This window comes from Polaromonas sp. P4_H1 (genome assembly GCF_056400945.1).
In genome coordinates this window covers 119,889-136,261 of the sequence record NZ_JBFUKG010000009.1, presented here as the reverse complement: position 1 = coordinate 136,261, position 16,373 = coordinate 119,889, and the positions used below count along the sequence as shown (strand labels likewise).

Below are 16,373 nucleotides of genomic sequence, written 5' to 3'. Positions count from 1 at the left end.
GGCCACCCACCGTGAAACGGCCACCTCGTGAATCGGCGCATCACACGATGTGAAAAGCGCCGGGACATCTCATGCGCGGCCGGCCAGCCGCTTCAAGCCCATCCACTGCTGCGACCAGAAGCCGCGCCCATAGTCACGGTTATTTTCGACCTGGTCACGCACGCCCGTAGGGATCCTTGAAGCCCTCAGGCTGCGGCAATGAATTCGCCGGATATCAAGGCAACCGGCTGGAAATGCAGCCTATGGTCGGCTCTCCGCACCTGGTTCCCGTCGTGTTCTTGTGCAGGCCGAAAAAACCATTGAAGCGATCACCGGTTTTCCGGTGCCCAGCAATGCCTCCTGATAGCACCGGATGCGCTGGTTTTACAGCAGTGCCCATGGCCATGGATCACTGCGGGTCATTGCGTTCTTTTGGCGGAAGGCCTGACCGGAAAACCAATAGCGCAAAATAGTGCAATAGCGGAGGTCAGTCCCTGCTACGCCCGCAGACCGACCAGAGTCGACCAGAGGAGGCCCAGACGTTCCAAATGGTCTGGCACGTTATCGAGCGTCCGGCTAACATACACAATGAAACGAATGAAACGGCATTTAATGGCTGCCATACAACAAATGTGTGTGGCACAAGCCATAAAAGTGCGCAGAAAGCCCGTCGCCTGGTTGTCAACCCTAGCCACCCGCAGGCTTGGGCTACCCCAAAAAGACACCTCTGGCAAGATTAGTAGCTGGCCATTTTGCTGAAGTGTGACGGGAAGTACTCGTTTTTCGTTACTTAAATCACGAAATTCACAGAATCGGACAACTTTAGTAACATTTTTAAAATTGTGTGATTATTTTCCTACCCAATTACTCCTGTTGAGCGTAACTTGTAAGCATTGGTGACAAACCGGGAGCCGTAAATGACAAAAAATCCAGAACTACTGATGGCGGGGCTGCCCTTGATGGGCGTGCTCACCCTTTGGTACTGGCTGCGATTGCGCTGGATTGCGAAGGAGAAACGTCGCATCCCCAGGCATTGGCCCTTGCATGCGCGGCCGTTGGTGAACAGCGAGGAATTGCAACTCTGGCGCTGGCTGGCCGAGACTTTTGATGACCATCACATCATGATCAAGGTGCCGGTCACCCGCTTCGTCCGGCCTAACGCCAGTGAAAATGGGCTGTACTGGTACAGCCTGCTCAAAAACACCAGCTGTACATTTTCCGTGTGTTCCCTGGATGGCCAGATTGTTGGCTGTGTCGATGTGCCCAAGTCTTCCGGACTGTCTCAGAAGGCGAAAAATGTGAAGCACAATTTGCTGGCGCAATGCGGTATTGCCTATGTCGTGATCAACGCATCAAAGCTGCCAAACCCGGATGAGCTCCGCAATGACTTCCTCGGGGAAGCGGCCGCGAAAAGCCGGGATCTGAAGCGCGAGCAAGCCGCGGTGGCGGCCGCCCGCGCCAACCTGCAAAAGACGCTGGTTCAGCAACGCGATATGCGCCAACGCCACGCGCCCCATGACTATCGGGACAGCACCAGCAGCAGCATGCCCACAGACTGGCACGATTCATTTCTCATCCAGTCCAACAGTATGCCGAGTGAGTTGAGGCACACTGACGGGCGCCAGGTAGCCTGAAGCTGAAGGGCAACCGCGCAAGCAGGCGTCAGGCCGAAATGCTGGCCAGATCCTGCACGGTGAGCCAGCGCCACTGCCCGGGCTTGAGGTCTTCAGGCAGCATCAGCCCCCCGAGTTGCGAGCGGTGCAGGCCTTCCACCCGGTTGCCCACGGCCGCAATCATGCGTTTGACCTGGTGGTATTTTCCCTCGGTCAGCGTCAGGCTTAACTGCAGTTCGCCGGTTTTTTCGCAGGCAGCGGCCCGGACCGGCTTGGGGTCGTCATCAAGCACCACGCCTGCCAGCAGTTTCTGAACCTGTTTGTCGTCCACCGCGTGCTTTGCCGTCACTTCATAGACCTTGGGTACATGGTGCCTCGGGGAGCTCATGCGGTGAATGAACTTGCCATCGTCCGACAGCAGCAGCAAGCCAGTCGTGTCCTGGTCCAGCCTTCCTACCGCCTGCACACCCGCTGCAGCGCCACCACCACGCTGGCGAATCGGTGACGGCAGCAAGGTGTAAATACTGGGGTAAGTACTGGGCTTCTGCGAACACTCATAACCGGCCGGCTTGTGCAGCATCAGGTAGGCTTTTTCGTGGTACTCCCACGCCACCCCCTGCACCGTGAAGCGAAGGTTTTCCGCAACAAACTCCATGGCCGGTTCCGTACAGGGGATACCGGCTACGGCCACAAAACCCTGTTGAATCAGGCCCGCACAAACGCGCCGCGTGCCAAAGCCCTGGGAGAAAAGAATGTCCTGTAATTGCATGGTCGCCATGACGCTATTGTCGCCGGGCGAAAACCCCGAGCCAGCGAGGTCGGCACTAACTTAACAGCTTGATCAGCAAGGTCGGATGAAGTGTCCAGCCGGTCAGCCCGGCAAGGCCCATCAAAACGCCAAAGCCCGCCGGTACCAGGCTCAAGCCGTAAAGCCACCACAGCTGCGTGAGTGAAGTGATGGCCAGCAGGGAGATCGCAATCGCGATCAACGCATCAGACAGATCAAATTGGTCGTCGTGAAAATTCAATGCATCGTAATTGGCCTGGTCCGCCAAGGCCTGAAGCCTGAGTTCCTCTTTCTTTGTCGCCTGCTCCTTCGCCAGTTTCTCGTACTGGGCGATGGTTTCCTGATAGGCCGCTTGTCTTTCCACGGGTTTATCGGCTGCCTGCAGACGCAACTGCATCAGCGTCGCCTTGGCTACCTCCTCGCGCAGGTTTCTCGCCTGGTAAAAGGCCCAATGATCGATCTTGTCGGCCTGCGCCTGCTGCATGGCCTGCACGATATTGTCATCCTTGACCTTGCAGATGCCCATGAAGGTGGCCAGCAGGGCGACGGCGATCGCCACGGCCGGATTCAGGCGTGACGACTTCGCGTCTCTTGAGGTCTCAGCAGCCGCTGTGACGATGTCCTTGGGATCTATTTCCATACGATTTGATACCGGGATTGATGAGAAAAGGCGACACCTAGCAAAACATCAGCGCCAGCCATGCCGGGTCGTCAACGAAGTTCAGCAGCAGATAGGCGCCGAGTCGGCAAGCCCAGAATTTTCCGCTTATTTTTATGTCTGCCCAGGTCATAGCAAGCGCCCCAGCCTGCGTACGAATGACGCGCGAATTCAACGTCAATTAACGGCCGAAGAAGATGGTTTGAAAAAACCCCCGCCAGTGGTATTCCACTGGCGGGGGCTGTTTGAATGGTGGAGCTGGGGGGATTTGAACCCCCGTCCGCAAGCCTTCTTCGCGTAGTTCTACATGCTTAGCCGTCTGATTTGAGTCTCACTTCCCATATCGCGCAGCAGCACGCTATACAGGTTGCCAGCATCCTATTGTCTCGCCTGATACCAAGGTGCCCGGTACCAAGCCAGCCGATGTGTATGACCCTACAGCCGGGAGCCTTCAACTTGCGCTAAAGACCCCTTGCCCAGCCCATCGGCCTGCTGTTGTAGGGCTCACTGGTTATTAAGCAGCGAGTGCGAAACGTTCGTCGTTTGCAGTTAGTTTGTTTTAGTCTGTTTTACGAGCACACTAAGCTCGGCATGCCCCACTGCGCGTCCGTACCCGCGTCGAAACCAGTGCAGCCCCAAGACAGATAGTTTAAGGCATCCGCAGCAAATTCAAGAGCAACGTGGGTTTTGTGATGGTGGCGTCAGCCATCCAGCCTTGCATATCGGCGGTAGCGCCCAGATAACCATAGGCGGCAGCCACTGTGGGCATGCCGGCAGCCCGGCCGGCGATCATGTCGCGTTCGTCGTCGCCCACATAGATACAGCGCCCGGGCGCCACCATGAGCCGGCGCGCCGCTTCCAGCAAAGGTGCAGGATGCGGTTTGGCATGCGGCGTGGTATCCCCGCTGACGATGACCTGGGCGCTACCAAAGAGCGGCATGGCCTGCGTCAGGGGCAGCGTGAAGCGCGCGGACTTGTTGGTGACCACTCCCCACTTGAGGCCCGCCTGGTCAATTTTTTCAATCAGCTCGGCTACGCCGTCAAACGCGTAGGTGCGCTCGGTCATGCAGGCTTCGTAGTTGGCAAAGAATTCTTCTCTCAATGCGGGAAAATCGGCATCGTCGGGCGTCAGGCCAAATGCGACGCCAATCATGCCGCGGGCCCCCGCGCCCGCCATGGGCCGATATTGCGACAAAGGTAGCGAGACCAGCCCCCGGTCGGTGCGCATCTTGTCGGCCGCGGCACCCAGGTCGGGTGCGCTATCAATCAGGGTACCGTCCAGGTCAAACAGCACGGCATCAATATCATTGAACATGGGTGTCACGGTTTCGCTCAGATTTTCTGGGTCGCCAGCAGGTAATTGACGCTGGTGTCGGCGCTGAGCCAGTAATGCCGGGTCAAAGGGTTGTACTCCATGCCTCTGGTCTGCTGCAACGTCAGTTCGTTGGTCCGGCAATAGCCAGCCAGTTCGCTGGGTTTGATCAGTTTGGCGTATTCATGGGTTCCACGCGGTAGCAGGTTCAGCACATACTCCGCACCGACGATGGCAAACAGAAAGGCCTTCGCATTGCGGTTGATGGTCGAGAAAAACACATGCCCTCCAGGTTTGACCAGGGTGGCACAGGCCTTCACAATGGACGCCGGATCCGGTACATGCTCAAGCATTTCCATGCAGGTCACCACGTCAAAACTGGCGGGTTGCTCCGCAGCCAGCGCCTCGGCGCTGATTTCGCGGTACTCGACTCCCTCGGTCTGGGCCTCCAGGGCATGAAGCTGGGCAACCTTGAGTGCTTTGGTTGCCAGATCAATCCCGAGCACCTCGGCGCCCCTGCGGGCCATGGCATCGGCCAGAATGCCGCCGCCGCAGCCCACATCCAGTACACGACGGCCGGTCAACGGGGCCAGCTCCTCAATCCAGCCCAGCCGCAAGGGGTTGATCTGATGCAAGGGACGGAATTCGCTCTCGGTGTCCCACCAGCGATGGGCCAGATCAGAGAATTTGGCCAGTTCGGCGGGGTCAAAGTTTTGGCTTGTAGGCATGTCGCAATTATCGTTGAGGCATAAAAAAACCGCGCCGAAGCGCGGTTTTCAAGCGATCCCGAGAGGATTACTTGTTGGCGCGGGTACCAACAACTTCGATTTCCACGCGACGGTTTTTCGCGCGGCCTTCGGCGGTCTTGTTGTCAGCAACAGGCTGTTTCTCGCCTTTGCCTTCGGTGTAAACGCGGTTTTTCTCAATGCCTTTGGACACCAGGTAAGCCTTGACAGCTTCCGAACGGCGAACCGACAGCTTCTGGTTGTATGCATCGCTGCCGACGGAGTCGGTGTGACCCACAGCAATGATCACTTCCAGATTGATGTCCTTGATCTTGCCGACCAGGTCGTCCAGCTTGGCTTTGCCTTCTGGCTTGAGAACGGACTTGTCGAAGTCGAAGAATGCATCAGCGGCGTAAGTAACTTTGGTCGCGGCAGGAGGAGCAACTGGGGCTGGTGCCGGAGCTGCTGCAGGAGCAGGAGCAGCGGGAGCAGCGACAGGAGCAGGAGCCGGAGCAGGCGGAACAATAGCGCCATCGCAGCCAGGAGCTGCAGTAGCAGGCGTCCAGTTGGCATCGCGCCAGCACAGTTCATTGGTACCGTTTTTCCAGACCAGTTCACCGTTGCCATTTTTCCAGTTGTCGATCGTTTGTGCACCAGCGGCGGTAACAAGCGCTGCGGAAGCAAACAACATTGCCACTTTGTTGAGTTTCTTCATGGTTCTCCTCTAGAGAAAAGCCGCAGACTTGCTGCGATTAGTGATTTACACGCCGTGAGTGACCATCACTCAAAGCGTTACAACGATTGTGCCACAGCTACTCTAAGCTTCAAGCAAGCTATCGGCTTCATCCGACACGGAAATTAGATTCTTAATCATTTGTTGCTGACTCACCACAAACGGGGCGCTATAAACTCAAGCCTTAAAATTGCGGATTCCCCTCAAGAATCTTGAAAAATCCCAACCAGGCCTCTCATGACCCAGTTCGCCAAAGAAACCCTGCCCATCAGTCTTGAAGAGGAAATGCGACGAAGCTATCTCGATTACGCGATGAGCGTAATTGTGGGCCGCGCACTGCCCGATGCGCGGGATGGCCTCAAGCCGGTGCATCGGCGCGTGCTGTTTGCCATGCACGAGTTGAACAACGACTGGAACAGGCCCTACAAGAAATCCGCCCGTATTGTCGGTGACGTGATTGGTAAATACCATCCGCACGGCGACCAGTCGGTCTACGACACCATCGTGCGCATGGCGCAGGATTTTTCGCTGCGCCATCTGCTGGTCGACGGCCAGGGCAACTTCGGTTCGGTCGACGGTGACAACGCTGCGGCCATGCGTTACACCGAAATCCGCCTGTCCAAAATTGCCCACGAATTGCTGGCTGACCTCGACAAGGAAACCGTCGACTTCGGCCCCAACTACGACGGCAGTGAGCAGGAGCCGCTGGTCATGCCAACCCGGCTGCCCAATCTGCTGGTCAATGGTTCCGGCGGCATCGCGGTGGGCATGGCCACCAACATTCCGCCCCACAACCTCAACGAGGTGGTCGACGCGTGCCTGCACATGCTGAAGAATCCGGAAGCCTCGATTGACGAGTTGATGGAGATCGTGCCGGCACCTGACTTCCCCACCGGCGGCATTATTTATGGCATCAATGGTGTCAAGGATGGCTACCGCACCGGGCGCGGCAAGGTGGTCATGCGCGCCAAATGCCACTTTGAAGACATCGACAAGGGCCAGCGCCAGTCCATCATCGTGGACGAACTGCCCTACCAGGTCAACAAGAAGACGCTGCAGGAGCGCATGGCCGAACTGGTTCACGAGAAAAAGATCGAAGGCATCAGCCATATCCAGGACGAGAGCGACAAGTCGGGCATGCGCCTGGTGATTGAACTCAAGCGCGGTGAAGTGCCCGAAGTGGTGCTGAACAACCTGTACAAACAGACGCAGCTGCAGGACACCTTCGGTATCAACATGGTGGCGCTGGTCAATGGCCAGCCCAAGCTCTGCAACCTGAAAGACCTGATCCAGGTCTTCCTTTCGCATCGCCGCGAAGTGGTGACGCGCCGCACCGTGTTCACCTTGCGCAAGGCGCGCGAACGGGGCCATGTACTGGAAGGCCTGGCGGTTGCGCTGGCCAACATCGACGACTTCATTGCCATCATCCGCAATGCACCCACGCCGCCGGTGGCCAAGGCCGAACTGATGTTGCGCCCATGGGACAGCAGCCTGGTGCGGGAAATGCTTACCCGCACCCGCGCCGATGGCGGCGTGGTCAATGCCGACGACTATCGCCCCGACGGACTGGAGAAGGCCTTTGGCATGGGCAGCGACGGACTGTACCGCCTGTCCGAGACGCAAGCCCAGGAAATCCTGCAGATGCGCCTGCAACGCCTGACCGGCCTTGAGCAAGACAAGATCGTGGCCGAGTACAAGGAAGTCATGGCCGAAATCGACGATCTGCTCGATATTCTGGCCAAGCCCGAGCGGGTCTCCATCATCATTGGCGAAGAGCTGTCCGCGATCAAGCTGGAGTTCGGCCAGACCAAGCTCGGCGCGCGGCGCAGCCAGATCGAGCACAGCTCGTTCGATCTCAGCACCGAAGACCTGATCACGCCGACCGACATGGTGGTGACCCTGTCGCACTCCGGCTACATCAAGAGCCAGCCTCTGTCCGAATACCGCGCCCAAAAACGCGGGGGCCGTGGCAAGCAGGCCACTGCGACCAAGGAAGATGACTGGGTCGACCAGCTGTTTATCGCCAATACGCACGACTACATCCTGTGCTTTTCCAACCGCGGCCGGCTCTACTGGCTCAAGGTATGGGAAGTGCCGGCCGGCTCGCGCGGCTCGCGCGGTCGACCCATCGTCAACATGTTCCCGCTGCAGGAAGGTGAAAAAATCACGGTGGTCCTGCCGCTGACCGGCGAAAAGCGCAGCTTCCCGGCCGACCAGTATGTGTTTATGGCCACCTCCATGGGAACCGTCAAGAAGACGACGCTGGACGAATTCAGCAACCCGCGCAAGGCCGGCATCATCGCCGTGGACCTGGACGACGGCGACTATTTGATCGGCGCCTCCCTGACCGACGGCAAACACGACGTGATGCTGTTCAGCGACGGCGGCAAGGCCGTGCGCTTTGACGAGAACGATGTGCGCCCCATGGGCCGCAACGCGCGCGGCGTGCGCGGCATGACACTCGAAGAGGGCCAGGGCGTGATTGCGATGCTGGTCGCCGAGGACGAGCAACAGAGCGTGCTCACGGCCACCCAAAACGGCTATGGCAAGCGCACCTCCATCACCGAGTACACCCGTCATGGCCGCGGCACCAAGGGCATGATCGCGATCCAGCAAAGCGAGCGCAACGGCAAGGTGGTTGCCGCGACGCTGGTTCATGTCGACGATGAAATCATGCTGATCACCGACAAGGGGGTGCTGGTGCGCACGCGGGTCAGTGAAATCCGGGAGATGGGAAGGGCTACACAGGGTGTTACGCTTATTGGCCTTGATGAGGGCTCACAATTGAGTGGTCTCCAGCGAATCGTCGAAAACGATGCCACGCTTGACGACAACGACGTGGAGAACGACGCAGGCAAAGACGCCGCCACTCCGCTCTAACCACCTTAATCCATCCCAATCCGGAAGCTATTCATGAAAAAACTGATCACCACTCTGGCGATGGCCGGCCTTGCCTGCTCCACCGCCATTCATGCGCAAACGCCAGACCCGAAAACCGAATGGGCCACCAAAGTTGTCGCCCTGCAGCAAGGCCCAGAGCTTGACCGGCTCGTAGCTCAGCTTGCGGGCAGTACGGCCCAGGAACTGATCGCCAATTGGGGCCCCAAGCTGGAGGCAAATGTACCCAAGGCCAAACAGCAAAAAGCGTCGGATGATCTCAATGCAGAACTCAAAAAGTATGCCGAAGACACCAACAAGCTGATTGGCAAACAGGTCAGCAAAGTCAGCAGCGACGTCCTGGTACCGGCTTATGCGGAGCGTTTTACGGTGGACGAGCTCAAGCAGATCGCTGCCTTTTTTGAATCCCCTGCCATCAAAAAATACCAGGCCAGCACACCGGAGCTGGGCAATATCTTCATAAAGAAGCTGGTCGAAGCATCGCGCGCCGATGTGGTCGCCCGCGTCAAGCAGTTTGATGATGCCGCACTGAAAATTGTCGGCTCCGCGCCTGCGGCGCCAGGGGCGAGCAAGCCACCTGCCAAAAAATGACCCGGCCCTTCAATTTTTCCGCCGGCCCCGCGAATTTGCCTGAAGAGGTTTTGCAGCAGGCCGCCGCCGAAATGCTGGACTGGCACGGCAGTGGCATGAGCGTCATGGAGATGAGCCATCGTGGCAAGGAGTTCATTTCCATTTACGAAAATGCTGAAGCCGATTTCCGTGAGTTGATGGCCGTTCCGGCCAACTTCAAAATCCTGTTCATGCAGGGAGGCGGCCTGGCGGAAAACGCCATTGTTCCGCTGAACCTCTCACGCGGTGCCTCGGCAGATTTTGTCGTGACTGGCAGCTGGAGCGACAAGTCCCAGAAAGAAGCACGTAAATACTGCGACGTGCAGATTGCCGCCACAAATGCAGGCAGCGACCATACCCAGTTGCCGCCGCCTGCGAGCTGGAATTTGCGGCGCGACGCCAGCTATGTGCATGTTTGCACCAACGAGACCATCCACGGCGTGGAATTTCAGGAGCTACCCGATATCAAAGCCCTGGGAAGTGATGCGCCGCTGGTCATCGACTTTTCATCCCATGTGGCCTCGCGGCCGGTGGACTGGTCCAGGGTCGGGCTGGCTTTCGGCGGAGCGCAGAAAAACCTCGGGCCCGCCGGCGTCACGCTGGTGGTCGTCCGCGAAGATTTGATGGGGCACGCCCTGCCGGCGTGCCCAAGCGCCTTTGACTACAAGACGGTGGCGGACAACCACTCGATGTACAACACGCCGCCAACCTATGCGATTTATATTGCAGGCCTGACTTTTCAATGGCTCAAACGCCAGAAAGAAGGCGACGTGACGGGCATTGCCGCCATGGAAAAGCGCAACCTTGCCAAGGCGCAACTGCTTTACGACGCCATCGACCGTTCCCAGCTGTACTTCAATCGCGTCGGCAGCGAGTGCCGCTCGCGCATGAATGTGCCATTTCTGCTGCGGGACGAGTCGCGCAACGAGGCTTTCCTGGCCGGTGCCAAAGCCCGCGGCCTGCTGCAACTGAAGGGCCACAAGTCCGTCGGCGGCATGCGTGCCAGCATTTACAACGCCATGCCGCTGGCCGGCATCGAGGCGCTGATCGGCTACATGCGAGAATTCGAACAAAAACACGCCTAGGACGACATGCCTCCACGCTCCATTTGTTCGCAGCCCCTTGACGGGGCATCCAGTGCCGCTCAGACGGCCGGGCGGGCACCGATATGACAGCCAACCTCGCCGATTTGCGCGTCCAGATTGACGCCATAGACAAGGAATTGCTGGCACTCCTGAACCGCCGCGCGCAAGTTGCCGAGCAGGTGGGAGATGTCAAAAAGCTCGAAGGTACGCCCTTTTTCCGGCCTGACCGGGTTGCCCAGGTCATTGAGCAGATCCAGCAAGCCAACACCGGTCCGCTCAAGAACGAACATGTTGCAGCCGTCTGGCGCGAAATCATGTCGGCCTGCCTGGCCCTCGAATCGCCGGTGCGCGTTGCCTACCTGGGGCCTGCCGGCACGTTCAGCGAACAGGCGGCCCTTCAATTTTTTGGCGCCAGCATTGAACACGTGCCCTGCATCAGCATTGATGAAGTGTTTCGTGCCACGGCGGCGGGCAGTGCCGGTTATGGCGTGGTGCCGGTTGAGAACTCCACCGAAGGCGTAGTGTCGCGCTCCCTTGACCTCTTCCTGAACTCGCCGCTGCACATCGTCGGCGAGATCAGCCTGATGGTGCGGCACAACCTGCTGCGGCTGTCTGACTCCCTGGACGACATCGAGGCCGTGTATGCACATCCTCAGGCCCTGGCACAGTGCCAGGGCTGGCTGACCACCCACCTGCCCAATGCGGAACGCCGGGCCGCGTCGAGCAACGCAGAAGGTGCACGCCTGGCCTCGACCAATCCGGCGTGGGCCGGCATCGCCAGCGATCGGGCGGCAGCGCAATTCGGCCTGCACACGGCGGCCCACGCTATCCAGGACGACGCCTTCAACCGCACCCGTTTTGCCGTGGTTTGCCTGCCGCAAACACTGCCCTCCCCACCCGCTTCCGGCAAGGACTGCGTCAGCCTGGTGGTGTCAGTGCCCAACCGCCCGGGTGCCGTGCACGACATCCTGGTGCCGCTGAAAACCCACGGGGTTTCGATGACCCGCTTCGAGTCACGTCCGGCACGATCGGGCCAGTGGGAATACTATTTCTACATTGACCTGCAAGGCCACCCGTCCCAGCCCCACGTCAAGGCAGCGCTGGCTGATTTGCAGCAACTGTGCGCGTTTTACAAGGTTCTCGGCACCTACCCCGTCAGCGATTGAGGCGCAAGCAAGAGCTCCATGCAAGAATTACAAAAATTTCCGGTACCGCTTCATGTTTGAACAGTTAGGTCTCATCGGATGCGGCCTCATGGGCGGTTCCTTCGCGCTCGCGCTCAAACGTGCCGGCCTGGTCAAGCGCATCGTTGGCTACAGCAAATCCCCCTCCACCACCGAGCGCGCCCGCCAGATGGGGGTGATCGACGTGGAAGCGCCTTCCGCCCTGCTCGCAGTCTCGGGCGCCGATATCGTGCTGCTGGCCGTACCGGTTTCCGCCACCGAAGCGACCTTCAAGGCCATCCGGCATCTGGTGGGGCCCAGCACGCTGATCATGGACGTGGGCTCGACCAAACGGGATGTGGTGGATGCGGCGCGCCGCGTCCTGCGCGACAACGTCGGCGCCTTTGTTCCCTGCCACCCCATCACCGGCAAGGAAGTCTCCGGCGTCGAGCATGCGGACGCGGACCTGTACAGCGGCAAGCAGGTCATCCTGACGCCCATCGAGCGGACTTTCACCGTCCAGCTGCAAAAGGCCACCGAGGTGTGGACCGCCCTGGGATGCCATGTGTTGAAGATGTCGCCGCAGGCCCATGATGCGGCCTACGCAGCGGTCAGCCACCTGCCCCACCTGATCGCTTTTGCCCTGATGAACGGCATCTCGGGCCAGCAGGAAGGCAAGGACTACCTGTCCCTGGCGGGGCCCGGCTTTCGCGACTTCACGCGGATTGCGGCCAGCGACCCCAAAATGTGGCGCGACATCCTGATTGCCAACCGCGAAGAACTGCTGGCGCAGTCCAAAATCTTCCAGGACACCCTGCAATCACTGGAGCAGCTGATTTCCGGTGGCAGTGGTGATGTGCTGGAGGTGCTGATCGAGCAAGCCAGCGAAACGCGCGCCAACTGGCGCATGTCCTCGCACAAATCCCATAAATAAGTCCTGGTCCATGTTCGATATTGAGTACCTGGATATTCCGCCACTGGCCCGGGCGGGAGGAACAGTCCGCCTGCCCGGCTCCAAAAGCATTTCCAATCGCGTCCTGCTGCTGGCCGCACTGAGCCGGGGACAGACCACGGTGCACGACCTGCTGGCCTCTGACGACACCGCCGTGATGCTGGCGGCCCTGAAACAGCTGGGCTGCAGCGTGGAACAGCATGGAACCACCGCCGTCATCGACGGGCTTGGTGGCCAGGTCGGACAGGCCAAAGCCACGCTTTTCATGGGCAACGCCGGCACCGCGATGCGCCCCCTGACGGCCGCCCTGGCGCTGCTCGGTGGCGAGTTCGAACTCTCGGGCGTTGCCCGCATGCACGAAAGACCCATCGGCGATCTGGTCGATGCGCTCAGGCAACTGGGCTGCTCCATCGAGTACCTCGGCAATGAGGGCTACCCGCCGCTGCGTCTGCGTCCCGCCCAGCTAAAGCTCGAAGAGCCCATCCGGGTGCGGGGCGATGTTTCCAGCCAGTTCCTGACAGCGCTGCTGATGGCTTTGCCGCTGGTGGCCAGACAGGACATCCACATTGAAGTGGTGGGCGAACTGATTTCCCGCCCCTACATCGAGATCACCCTCAACCTGCTCAAACGCTTCGGCATTCACGTCCAGCGGCCGCTGGGCGCCGACAACTGGCAGCGGTTTACTATCCCGGCCGGCAGCCAGTACCAGTCGCCCGGTGAAATCCATGTTGAGGGGGATGCCTCGTCCGCCAGCTATTTCATAGCACTCGGTGCAATTTCCGAGCCGACCGCAGGGCAAAATAATATAGAAATTCTGGGTGTGGGCGCCGACTCGATCCAGGGGGACATCCGCTTTATTGAAGCCGCCCGAATGATGGGCGCGCAGATTGAGAGCACGCCCAACTCGCTGCGGATCTCGCGCGGTAAACCCGGCGAAGGATGGCCGCTCAAGGCCATCGACCTGGACTGCAACCATATCCCCGATGCCGCCATGACGCTGGCCGTCATGGCGCTTTACGCGGATGGCACGACCACGCTGCGCAACATCGCAAGCTGGCGCGTCAAGGAAACCGACCGCATTGCAGCCATGGCCTGCGAGCTGCAAAAGCTCGGCGCCACGGTGGAGGAAGGCGCGGACTACCTCAAGATCACGCCGCCCCTGGTGTGGAAAACCGCGGCCATCCACACCTACGACGACCACCGCATCGCCATGTGCTTTTCGCTGGCGGCCTTCAATCCGGCCCAGTTGCCGGTACGGATTCTCGACCCCAAGTGCGTCGCCAAGACCTTCCCCGATTATTTCGAGGCCCTGTTTGCCGTGTCCGAAGCCGCAACCGCGCACATCCCCGTCATCTGCATCGACGGCCCGACGGCCTCGGGCAAGGGTACGCTGGCTGCACTGGCCGCCCACCGGCTTGGCTACCACTACCTCGATTCCGGCGCCCTGTACCGTTTAAGCGCCTTTGCCGCCACGCGCGCCGGCGTGCCGCTGGAGGATGGTGCCGGTGTGGCGCGCATCGCCCGGACGCTGCCGGTCCGCTTTCGGGGCGACCGGATATTCCTGGGTGCCGAAGACGTATCCGAAGCCATCCGCACCGAGGCTGCGGGCATGGCCGCCTCCAAAGTGTCGGCCCACCCCGAGGTGCGTAGCGCCCTGCTGGAACTCCAGCACAGCTTTCGGCGCCTGCCGGGGCTGGTGGCGGATGGCCGGGACATGGGAACCGTCATATTTCCCGAGGCGCCATTGAAGGTTTACCTGACTGCAAGCGCCCTGCACCGGGCTGAACGCAGGCATAAGCAATTGATTTCAAAGGGAATTTCGGCTACAATCGCCGGGATTCAGCAAGATTTAGAGGCTCGGGACGCCCGTGACATGTCCAGGCAAGTCGCCCCTTTGAAACCTGCTGATGACGCCCGCCCGCTGGATAACTCCTATCTGTCGATCGAAAAATCGGTAGATCAGGTGATTGACTGGTGGGAAGGCAGCCGGCCCTTCTGACCCCCGACGCGCTCACCTCATCACGACGCACTGGTCAGCAGGTTCATTAACGCAACCCGCGGCCTTATTAGACGTTTGGCCGCACAAAACCGCCGCAAGCAGCTATAAAAACAATAGCAATCCCGCTATTGGAACCCTGTTCTGTGGATTAGGAAAATCATGTCTGAATCTTTTGCCGATCTATTCAACGAATCACTGCAACGCTCCGAAATGCGTTCCGGTGAAGTCATTACTGCTGAAGTAGTGCGCATCGATCACAACCACGTGGTTGTGAACGCCGGACTCAAATCCGAGGCCTATGTCCCCCTCGAAGAATTCAAAAACGACCAGGGCGAACTTGAAGTCCAGGTCGGCGACTTCGTGTCCGTGGCCATCGACTCCGTCGAAAACGGCTATGGCGACACCCTGCTGAGCCGCGACAAGGCCAAGCGCCTGGCATCGTGGATGAGCCTGGAAAAAGCCCTGGAATCCGGCGAGTTCGTCACCGGCCAGACCAGCGGCAAGGTCAAGGGCGGCCTCACCGTCCTCGTTAACGGCATCCGCGCCTTCCTGCCCGGCTCGCTCATCGACACCCGCCCCATCAAGGACTTGTCTCCGTACGAGAACAAGACCATGGAATTCAAGGTCATCAAGCTCGACCGCAAGCGCAACAACGTGGTGCTGAGCCGCCGCGCCGTGGTGGAAGCCAGCATGGGCGAAGAGCGCGCCAAGCTGATGGAAACCCTGAAAGAAGGCACTGCAGTCAAGGGCATCGTCAAGAACATCACCGAATACGGTGCGTTCGTTGACCTGGGCGGCATTGACGGCCTGCTGCACATCACCGACATGGCATGGCGCCGCGTGCGTCACCCAAGCGAAGTGGTGACGGCTGGCCAGGAAATCGTGGCCAAGATCCTGAAGTTCGACACCGAGAAAAACCGCGTGTCCCTCGGCCTGAAGCAGATGGGCGACGACCCATGGATGGGTGTGAACCGCCGCTACCCGCAAGGCACACGCCTGTTCGGCAAGATCACCAACATCGCCGACTACGGCGCGTTTGTGGAACTCGAACCCGGCATCGAAGGCCTGGTCCACGTGTCCGAAATGGACTGGACCAACAAGAACGTAGCACCGAGCAAGCTCGTGGCGCTGGGCGACGAAGTCGAAGTCATGGTCCTCGAGATCGACGAAGACAAGCGCCGTATCAGCCTGGGCATGAAGCAGTGCAAGGCCAACCCGTGGCAAGAGTTTGCCCAGGACACCAAGCGCGGCGACCGCGTCAAGGGCCCGATCAAGTCGATCACCGACTTCGGCGTCTTTGTGGGCCTGGCTGCCGGCATCGACGGCCTGGTGCACCTGTCTGACCTCTCGTGGAACGAACCCGGCGAAGCCGCTGTTCGCAACTACAAAAAAGGCCAGGAAGTTGAAGCCATCGTGCTGGCAGTCGACGTCGACCGCGAGCGCATCTCCCTGGGCATCAAGCAGCTGGACTCCGACCCGTTCACCACGTTCGTGTCGATCAACGACAAGGGCGCTATCGTGACCGGCAAGGTCAAGACCGTTGACGCCAAAGGCGCCGAGATCGATCTGGGCGAAGACATCATTGGCTACCTGCGCGCCAGCGAAATCAGCCGTGACCGCGTTGAAGACGCGCGCAACGTACTGAAGGAAGGCGACGAAGTCTCCGCCGTGGTGGTGAACGTGGATCGCAAGACCCGCAACATCCAGCTGTCGGTCAAAGCCAAGGACAATGCAGACCAGCAGGAGGCCATGGCCAACCTGAGCCAGCAGTCCTCGCGTGAAAACGCCGGCTTGACCAACCTGGGCGCCCTGCTGCGCGCCAAGATGGAAAACAACGAGAAGTAAAGCGACCGCGCAGCG

General features: G+C 59.5%; 13 protein-coding genes, 1 other RNA gene and 1 pseudogene. 8 read left to right on the top strand and 7 right to left on the bottom strand.

Annotated features, from left to right (window positions below; translation table 11 throughout):
- Positions 1 to 69: 69 nt before the first annotated feature.
- Positions 70 to 171, bottom strand: a pseudogene (locus AC1DS5_RS13415) (sterol desaturase family protein); the annotation flags it as partial.
- A gap of 725 nt (positions 172 to 896) precedes the next feature.
- Here AC1DS5_RS13415 and AC1DS5_RS13410 point away from each other — a divergent pair.
- Positions 897 to 1,613 carry a DUF2726 domain-containing protein gene (locus AC1DS5_RS13410; RefSeq protein WP_477718755.1) on the top strand — a complete coding sequence of 239 codons (717 nt, stop codon included), beginning with the start codon at positions 897 to 899 and terminating at the stop codon, positions 1,611 to 1,613.
- A gap of 28 nt (positions 1,614 to 1,641) precedes the next feature.
- Here the strand turns inward: AC1DS5_RS13410 and AC1DS5_RS13405 are convergent, their stop codons facing one another.
- From AC1DS5_RS13405 to ompA, 6 genes are all read right to left on the bottom strand, one after another.
- Positions 1,642 to 2,361 (bottom strand): pseudouridine synthase, encoded by a 720-nt coding sequence (locus AC1DS5_RS13405; protein WP_477718843.1) that lies wholly within the window; start codon positions 2,359 to 2,361, stop codon positions 1,642 to 1,644.
- Positions 2,362 to 2,416: 55 nt separating this feature from the next.
- Positions 2,417 to 3,019, bottom strand: coding sequence for a DUF4337 domain-containing protein (locus tag AC1DS5_RS13400; RefSeq protein WP_477718754.1), 603 nt, complete (start codon positions 3,017 to 3,019; stop codon positions 2,417 to 2,419).
- A 268-nt stretch (positions 3,020 to 3,287) separates the two neighbouring features.
- Positions 3,288 to 3,674, bottom strand: a transfer-messenger RNA (tmRNA) gene (gene ssrA, locus AC1DS5_RS13395).
- Positions 3,675 to 3,686: 12 nt separating this feature from the next.
- Positions 3,687 to 4,352: an HAD family hydrolase gene (locus AC1DS5_RS13390; RefSeq protein ID WP_477718753.1), complete on the bottom strand. Its 666-nt coding sequence runs from the start codon at positions 4,350 to 4,352 to the stop codon at positions 3,687 to 3,689.
- A 17-nt stretch (positions 4,353 to 4,369) separates the two neighbouring features.
- A complete protein-coding gene (ubiG, locus tag AC1DS5_RS13385; RefSeq protein WP_477718752.1) occupies positions 4,370 to 5,077 on the bottom strand; it encodes a bifunctional 2-polyprenyl-6-hydroxyphenol methylase/3-demethylubiquinol 3-O-methyltransferase UbiG in 708 nt (235 codons plus the stop codon).
- Between the two features lie 67 nt (positions 5,078 to 5,144).
- A complete protein-coding gene (gene ompA / locus AC1DS5_RS13380) occupies positions 5,145 to 5,789 on the bottom strand; it encodes an outer membrane protein OmpA (RefSeq protein ID WP_477718751.1) in 645 nt (214 codons plus the stop codon).
- Positions 5,790 to 6,044: 255 nt separating this feature from the next.
- Here ompA and gyrA point away from each other — a divergent pair, with 255 nt between their 5' ends.
- From gyrA to rpsA, 7 genes are all read left to right on the top strand, one after another.
- Complete coding sequence (gyrA, locus tag AC1DS5_RS13375; RefSeq protein ID WP_477718750.1) at positions 6,045 to 8,687, top strand: DNA gyrase subunit A; 2,643 nt, start codon at positions 6,045 to 6,047, stop codon at positions 8,685 to 8,687.
- Positions 8,688 to 8,720: 33 nt separating this feature from the next.
- Positions 8,721 to 9,296, top strand: a complete 576-nt coding sequence (locus AC1DS5_RS13370) for a DUF2059 domain-containing protein (protein WP_477718749.1) — start codon at positions 8,721 to 8,723, stop codon at positions 9,294 to 9,296.
- Positions 9,293 to 10,399 (top strand): 3-phosphoserine/phosphohydroxythreonine transaminase, encoded by a 1,107-nt coding sequence (serC, locus tag AC1DS5_RS13365; protein WP_477718748.1) that lies wholly within the window; start codon positions 9,293 to 9,295, stop codon positions 10,397 to 10,399. The genes AC1DS5_RS13370 and serC overlap by 4 nt, the downstream gene beginning before the upstream one ends.
- 83 nt (positions 10,400 to 10,482) lie before the next feature.
- Positions 10,483 to 11,565: a prephenate dehydratase gene (gene pheA, locus AC1DS5_RS13360; RefSeq protein ID WP_011482727.1), complete on the top strand. Its 1,083-nt coding sequence runs from the start codon at positions 10,483 to 10,485 to the stop codon at positions 11,563 to 11,565.
- Between the two features lie 52 nt (positions 11,566 to 11,617).
- A complete protein-coding gene (locus AC1DS5_RS13355) occupies positions 11,618 to 12,496 on the top strand; it encodes a prephenate dehydrogenase (RefSeq protein WP_477718747.1) in 879 nt (292 codons plus the stop codon).
- 10 nt (positions 12,497 to 12,506) lie between these two features.
- Positions 12,507 to 14,513: a bifunctional 3-phosphoshikimate 1-carboxyvinyltransferase/cytidylate kinase gene (locus tag AC1DS5_RS13350; RefSeq protein WP_477718746.1), complete on the top strand. Its 2,007-nt coding sequence runs from the start codon at positions 12,507 to 12,509 to the stop codon at positions 14,511 to 14,513.
- A 159-nt stretch (positions 14,514 to 14,672) separates the two neighbouring features.
- Positions 14,673 to 16,358 carry a 30S ribosomal protein S1 gene (gene rpsA / locus AC1DS5_RS13345; protein WP_477718745.1) on the top strand — a complete coding sequence of 562 codons (1,686 nt, stop codon included), beginning with the start codon at positions 14,673 to 14,675 and terminating at the stop codon, positions 16,356 to 16,358.
- Positions 16,359 to 16,373 lie beyond the last annotated feature (15 nt).

Bases quoted from the DNA above. Each gene is read 5' to 3' on its own strand.
- ubiG (WP_477718752.1), bottom strand. From the start codon at position 5,077: ATGCCTACAAGCCAAAACTTTGACCCCGCCGAACTGGCCAAATTCTCT.
- pheA (WP_011482727.1), top strand. From the start codon at position 10,483: ATGACAGCCAACCTCGCCGATTTGCGCGTCCAGATTGACGCCATAGAC.
- AC1DS5_RS13410 (WP_477718755.1), top strand. From the start codon at position 897: ATGACAAAAAATCCAGAACTACTGATGGCGGGGCTGCCCTTGATGGGC.
- rpsA (WP_477718745.1), top strand. From the start codon at position 14,673: ATGTCTGAATCTTTTGCCGATCTATTCAACGAATCACTGCAACGCTCC.
- AC1DS5_RS13405 (WP_477718843.1), bottom strand. From the start codon at position 2,361: ATGCAATTACAGGACATTCTTTTCTCCCAGGGCTTTGGCACGCGGCGC.
- ompA (WP_477718751.1), bottom strand. From the start codon at position 5,789: ATGAAGAAACTCAACAAAGTGGCAATGTTGTTTGCTTCCGCAGCGCTT.
- gyrA (WP_477718750.1), top strand. From the start codon at position 6,045: ATGACCCAGTTCGCCAAAGAAACCCTGCCCATCAGTCTTGAAGAGGAA.
- AC1DS5_RS13370 (WP_477718749.1), top strand. From the start codon at position 8,721: ATGAAAAAACTGATCACCACTCTGGCGATGGCCGGCCTTGCCTGCTCC.
- AC1DS5_RS13390 (WP_477718753.1), bottom strand. From the start codon at position 4,352: ATGTTCAATGATATTGATGCCGTGCTGTTTGACCTGGACGGTACCCTG.
- AC1DS5_RS13350 (WP_477718746.1), top strand. From the start codon at position 12,507: ATGTTCGATATTGAGTACCTGGATATTCCGCCACTGGCCCGGGCGGGA.
- AC1DS5_RS13355 (WP_477718747.1), top strand. From the start codon at position 11,618: ATGTTTGAACAGTTAGGTCTCATCGGATGCGGCCTCATGGGCGGTTCC.
- AC1DS5_RS13400 (WP_477718754.1), bottom strand. From the start codon at position 3,019: ATGGAAATAGATCCCAAGGACATCGTCACAGCGGCTGCTGAGACCTCA.
- serC (WP_477718748.1), top strand. From the start codon at position 9,293: ATGACCCGGCCCTTCAATTTTTCCGCCGGCCCCGCGAATTTGCCTGAA.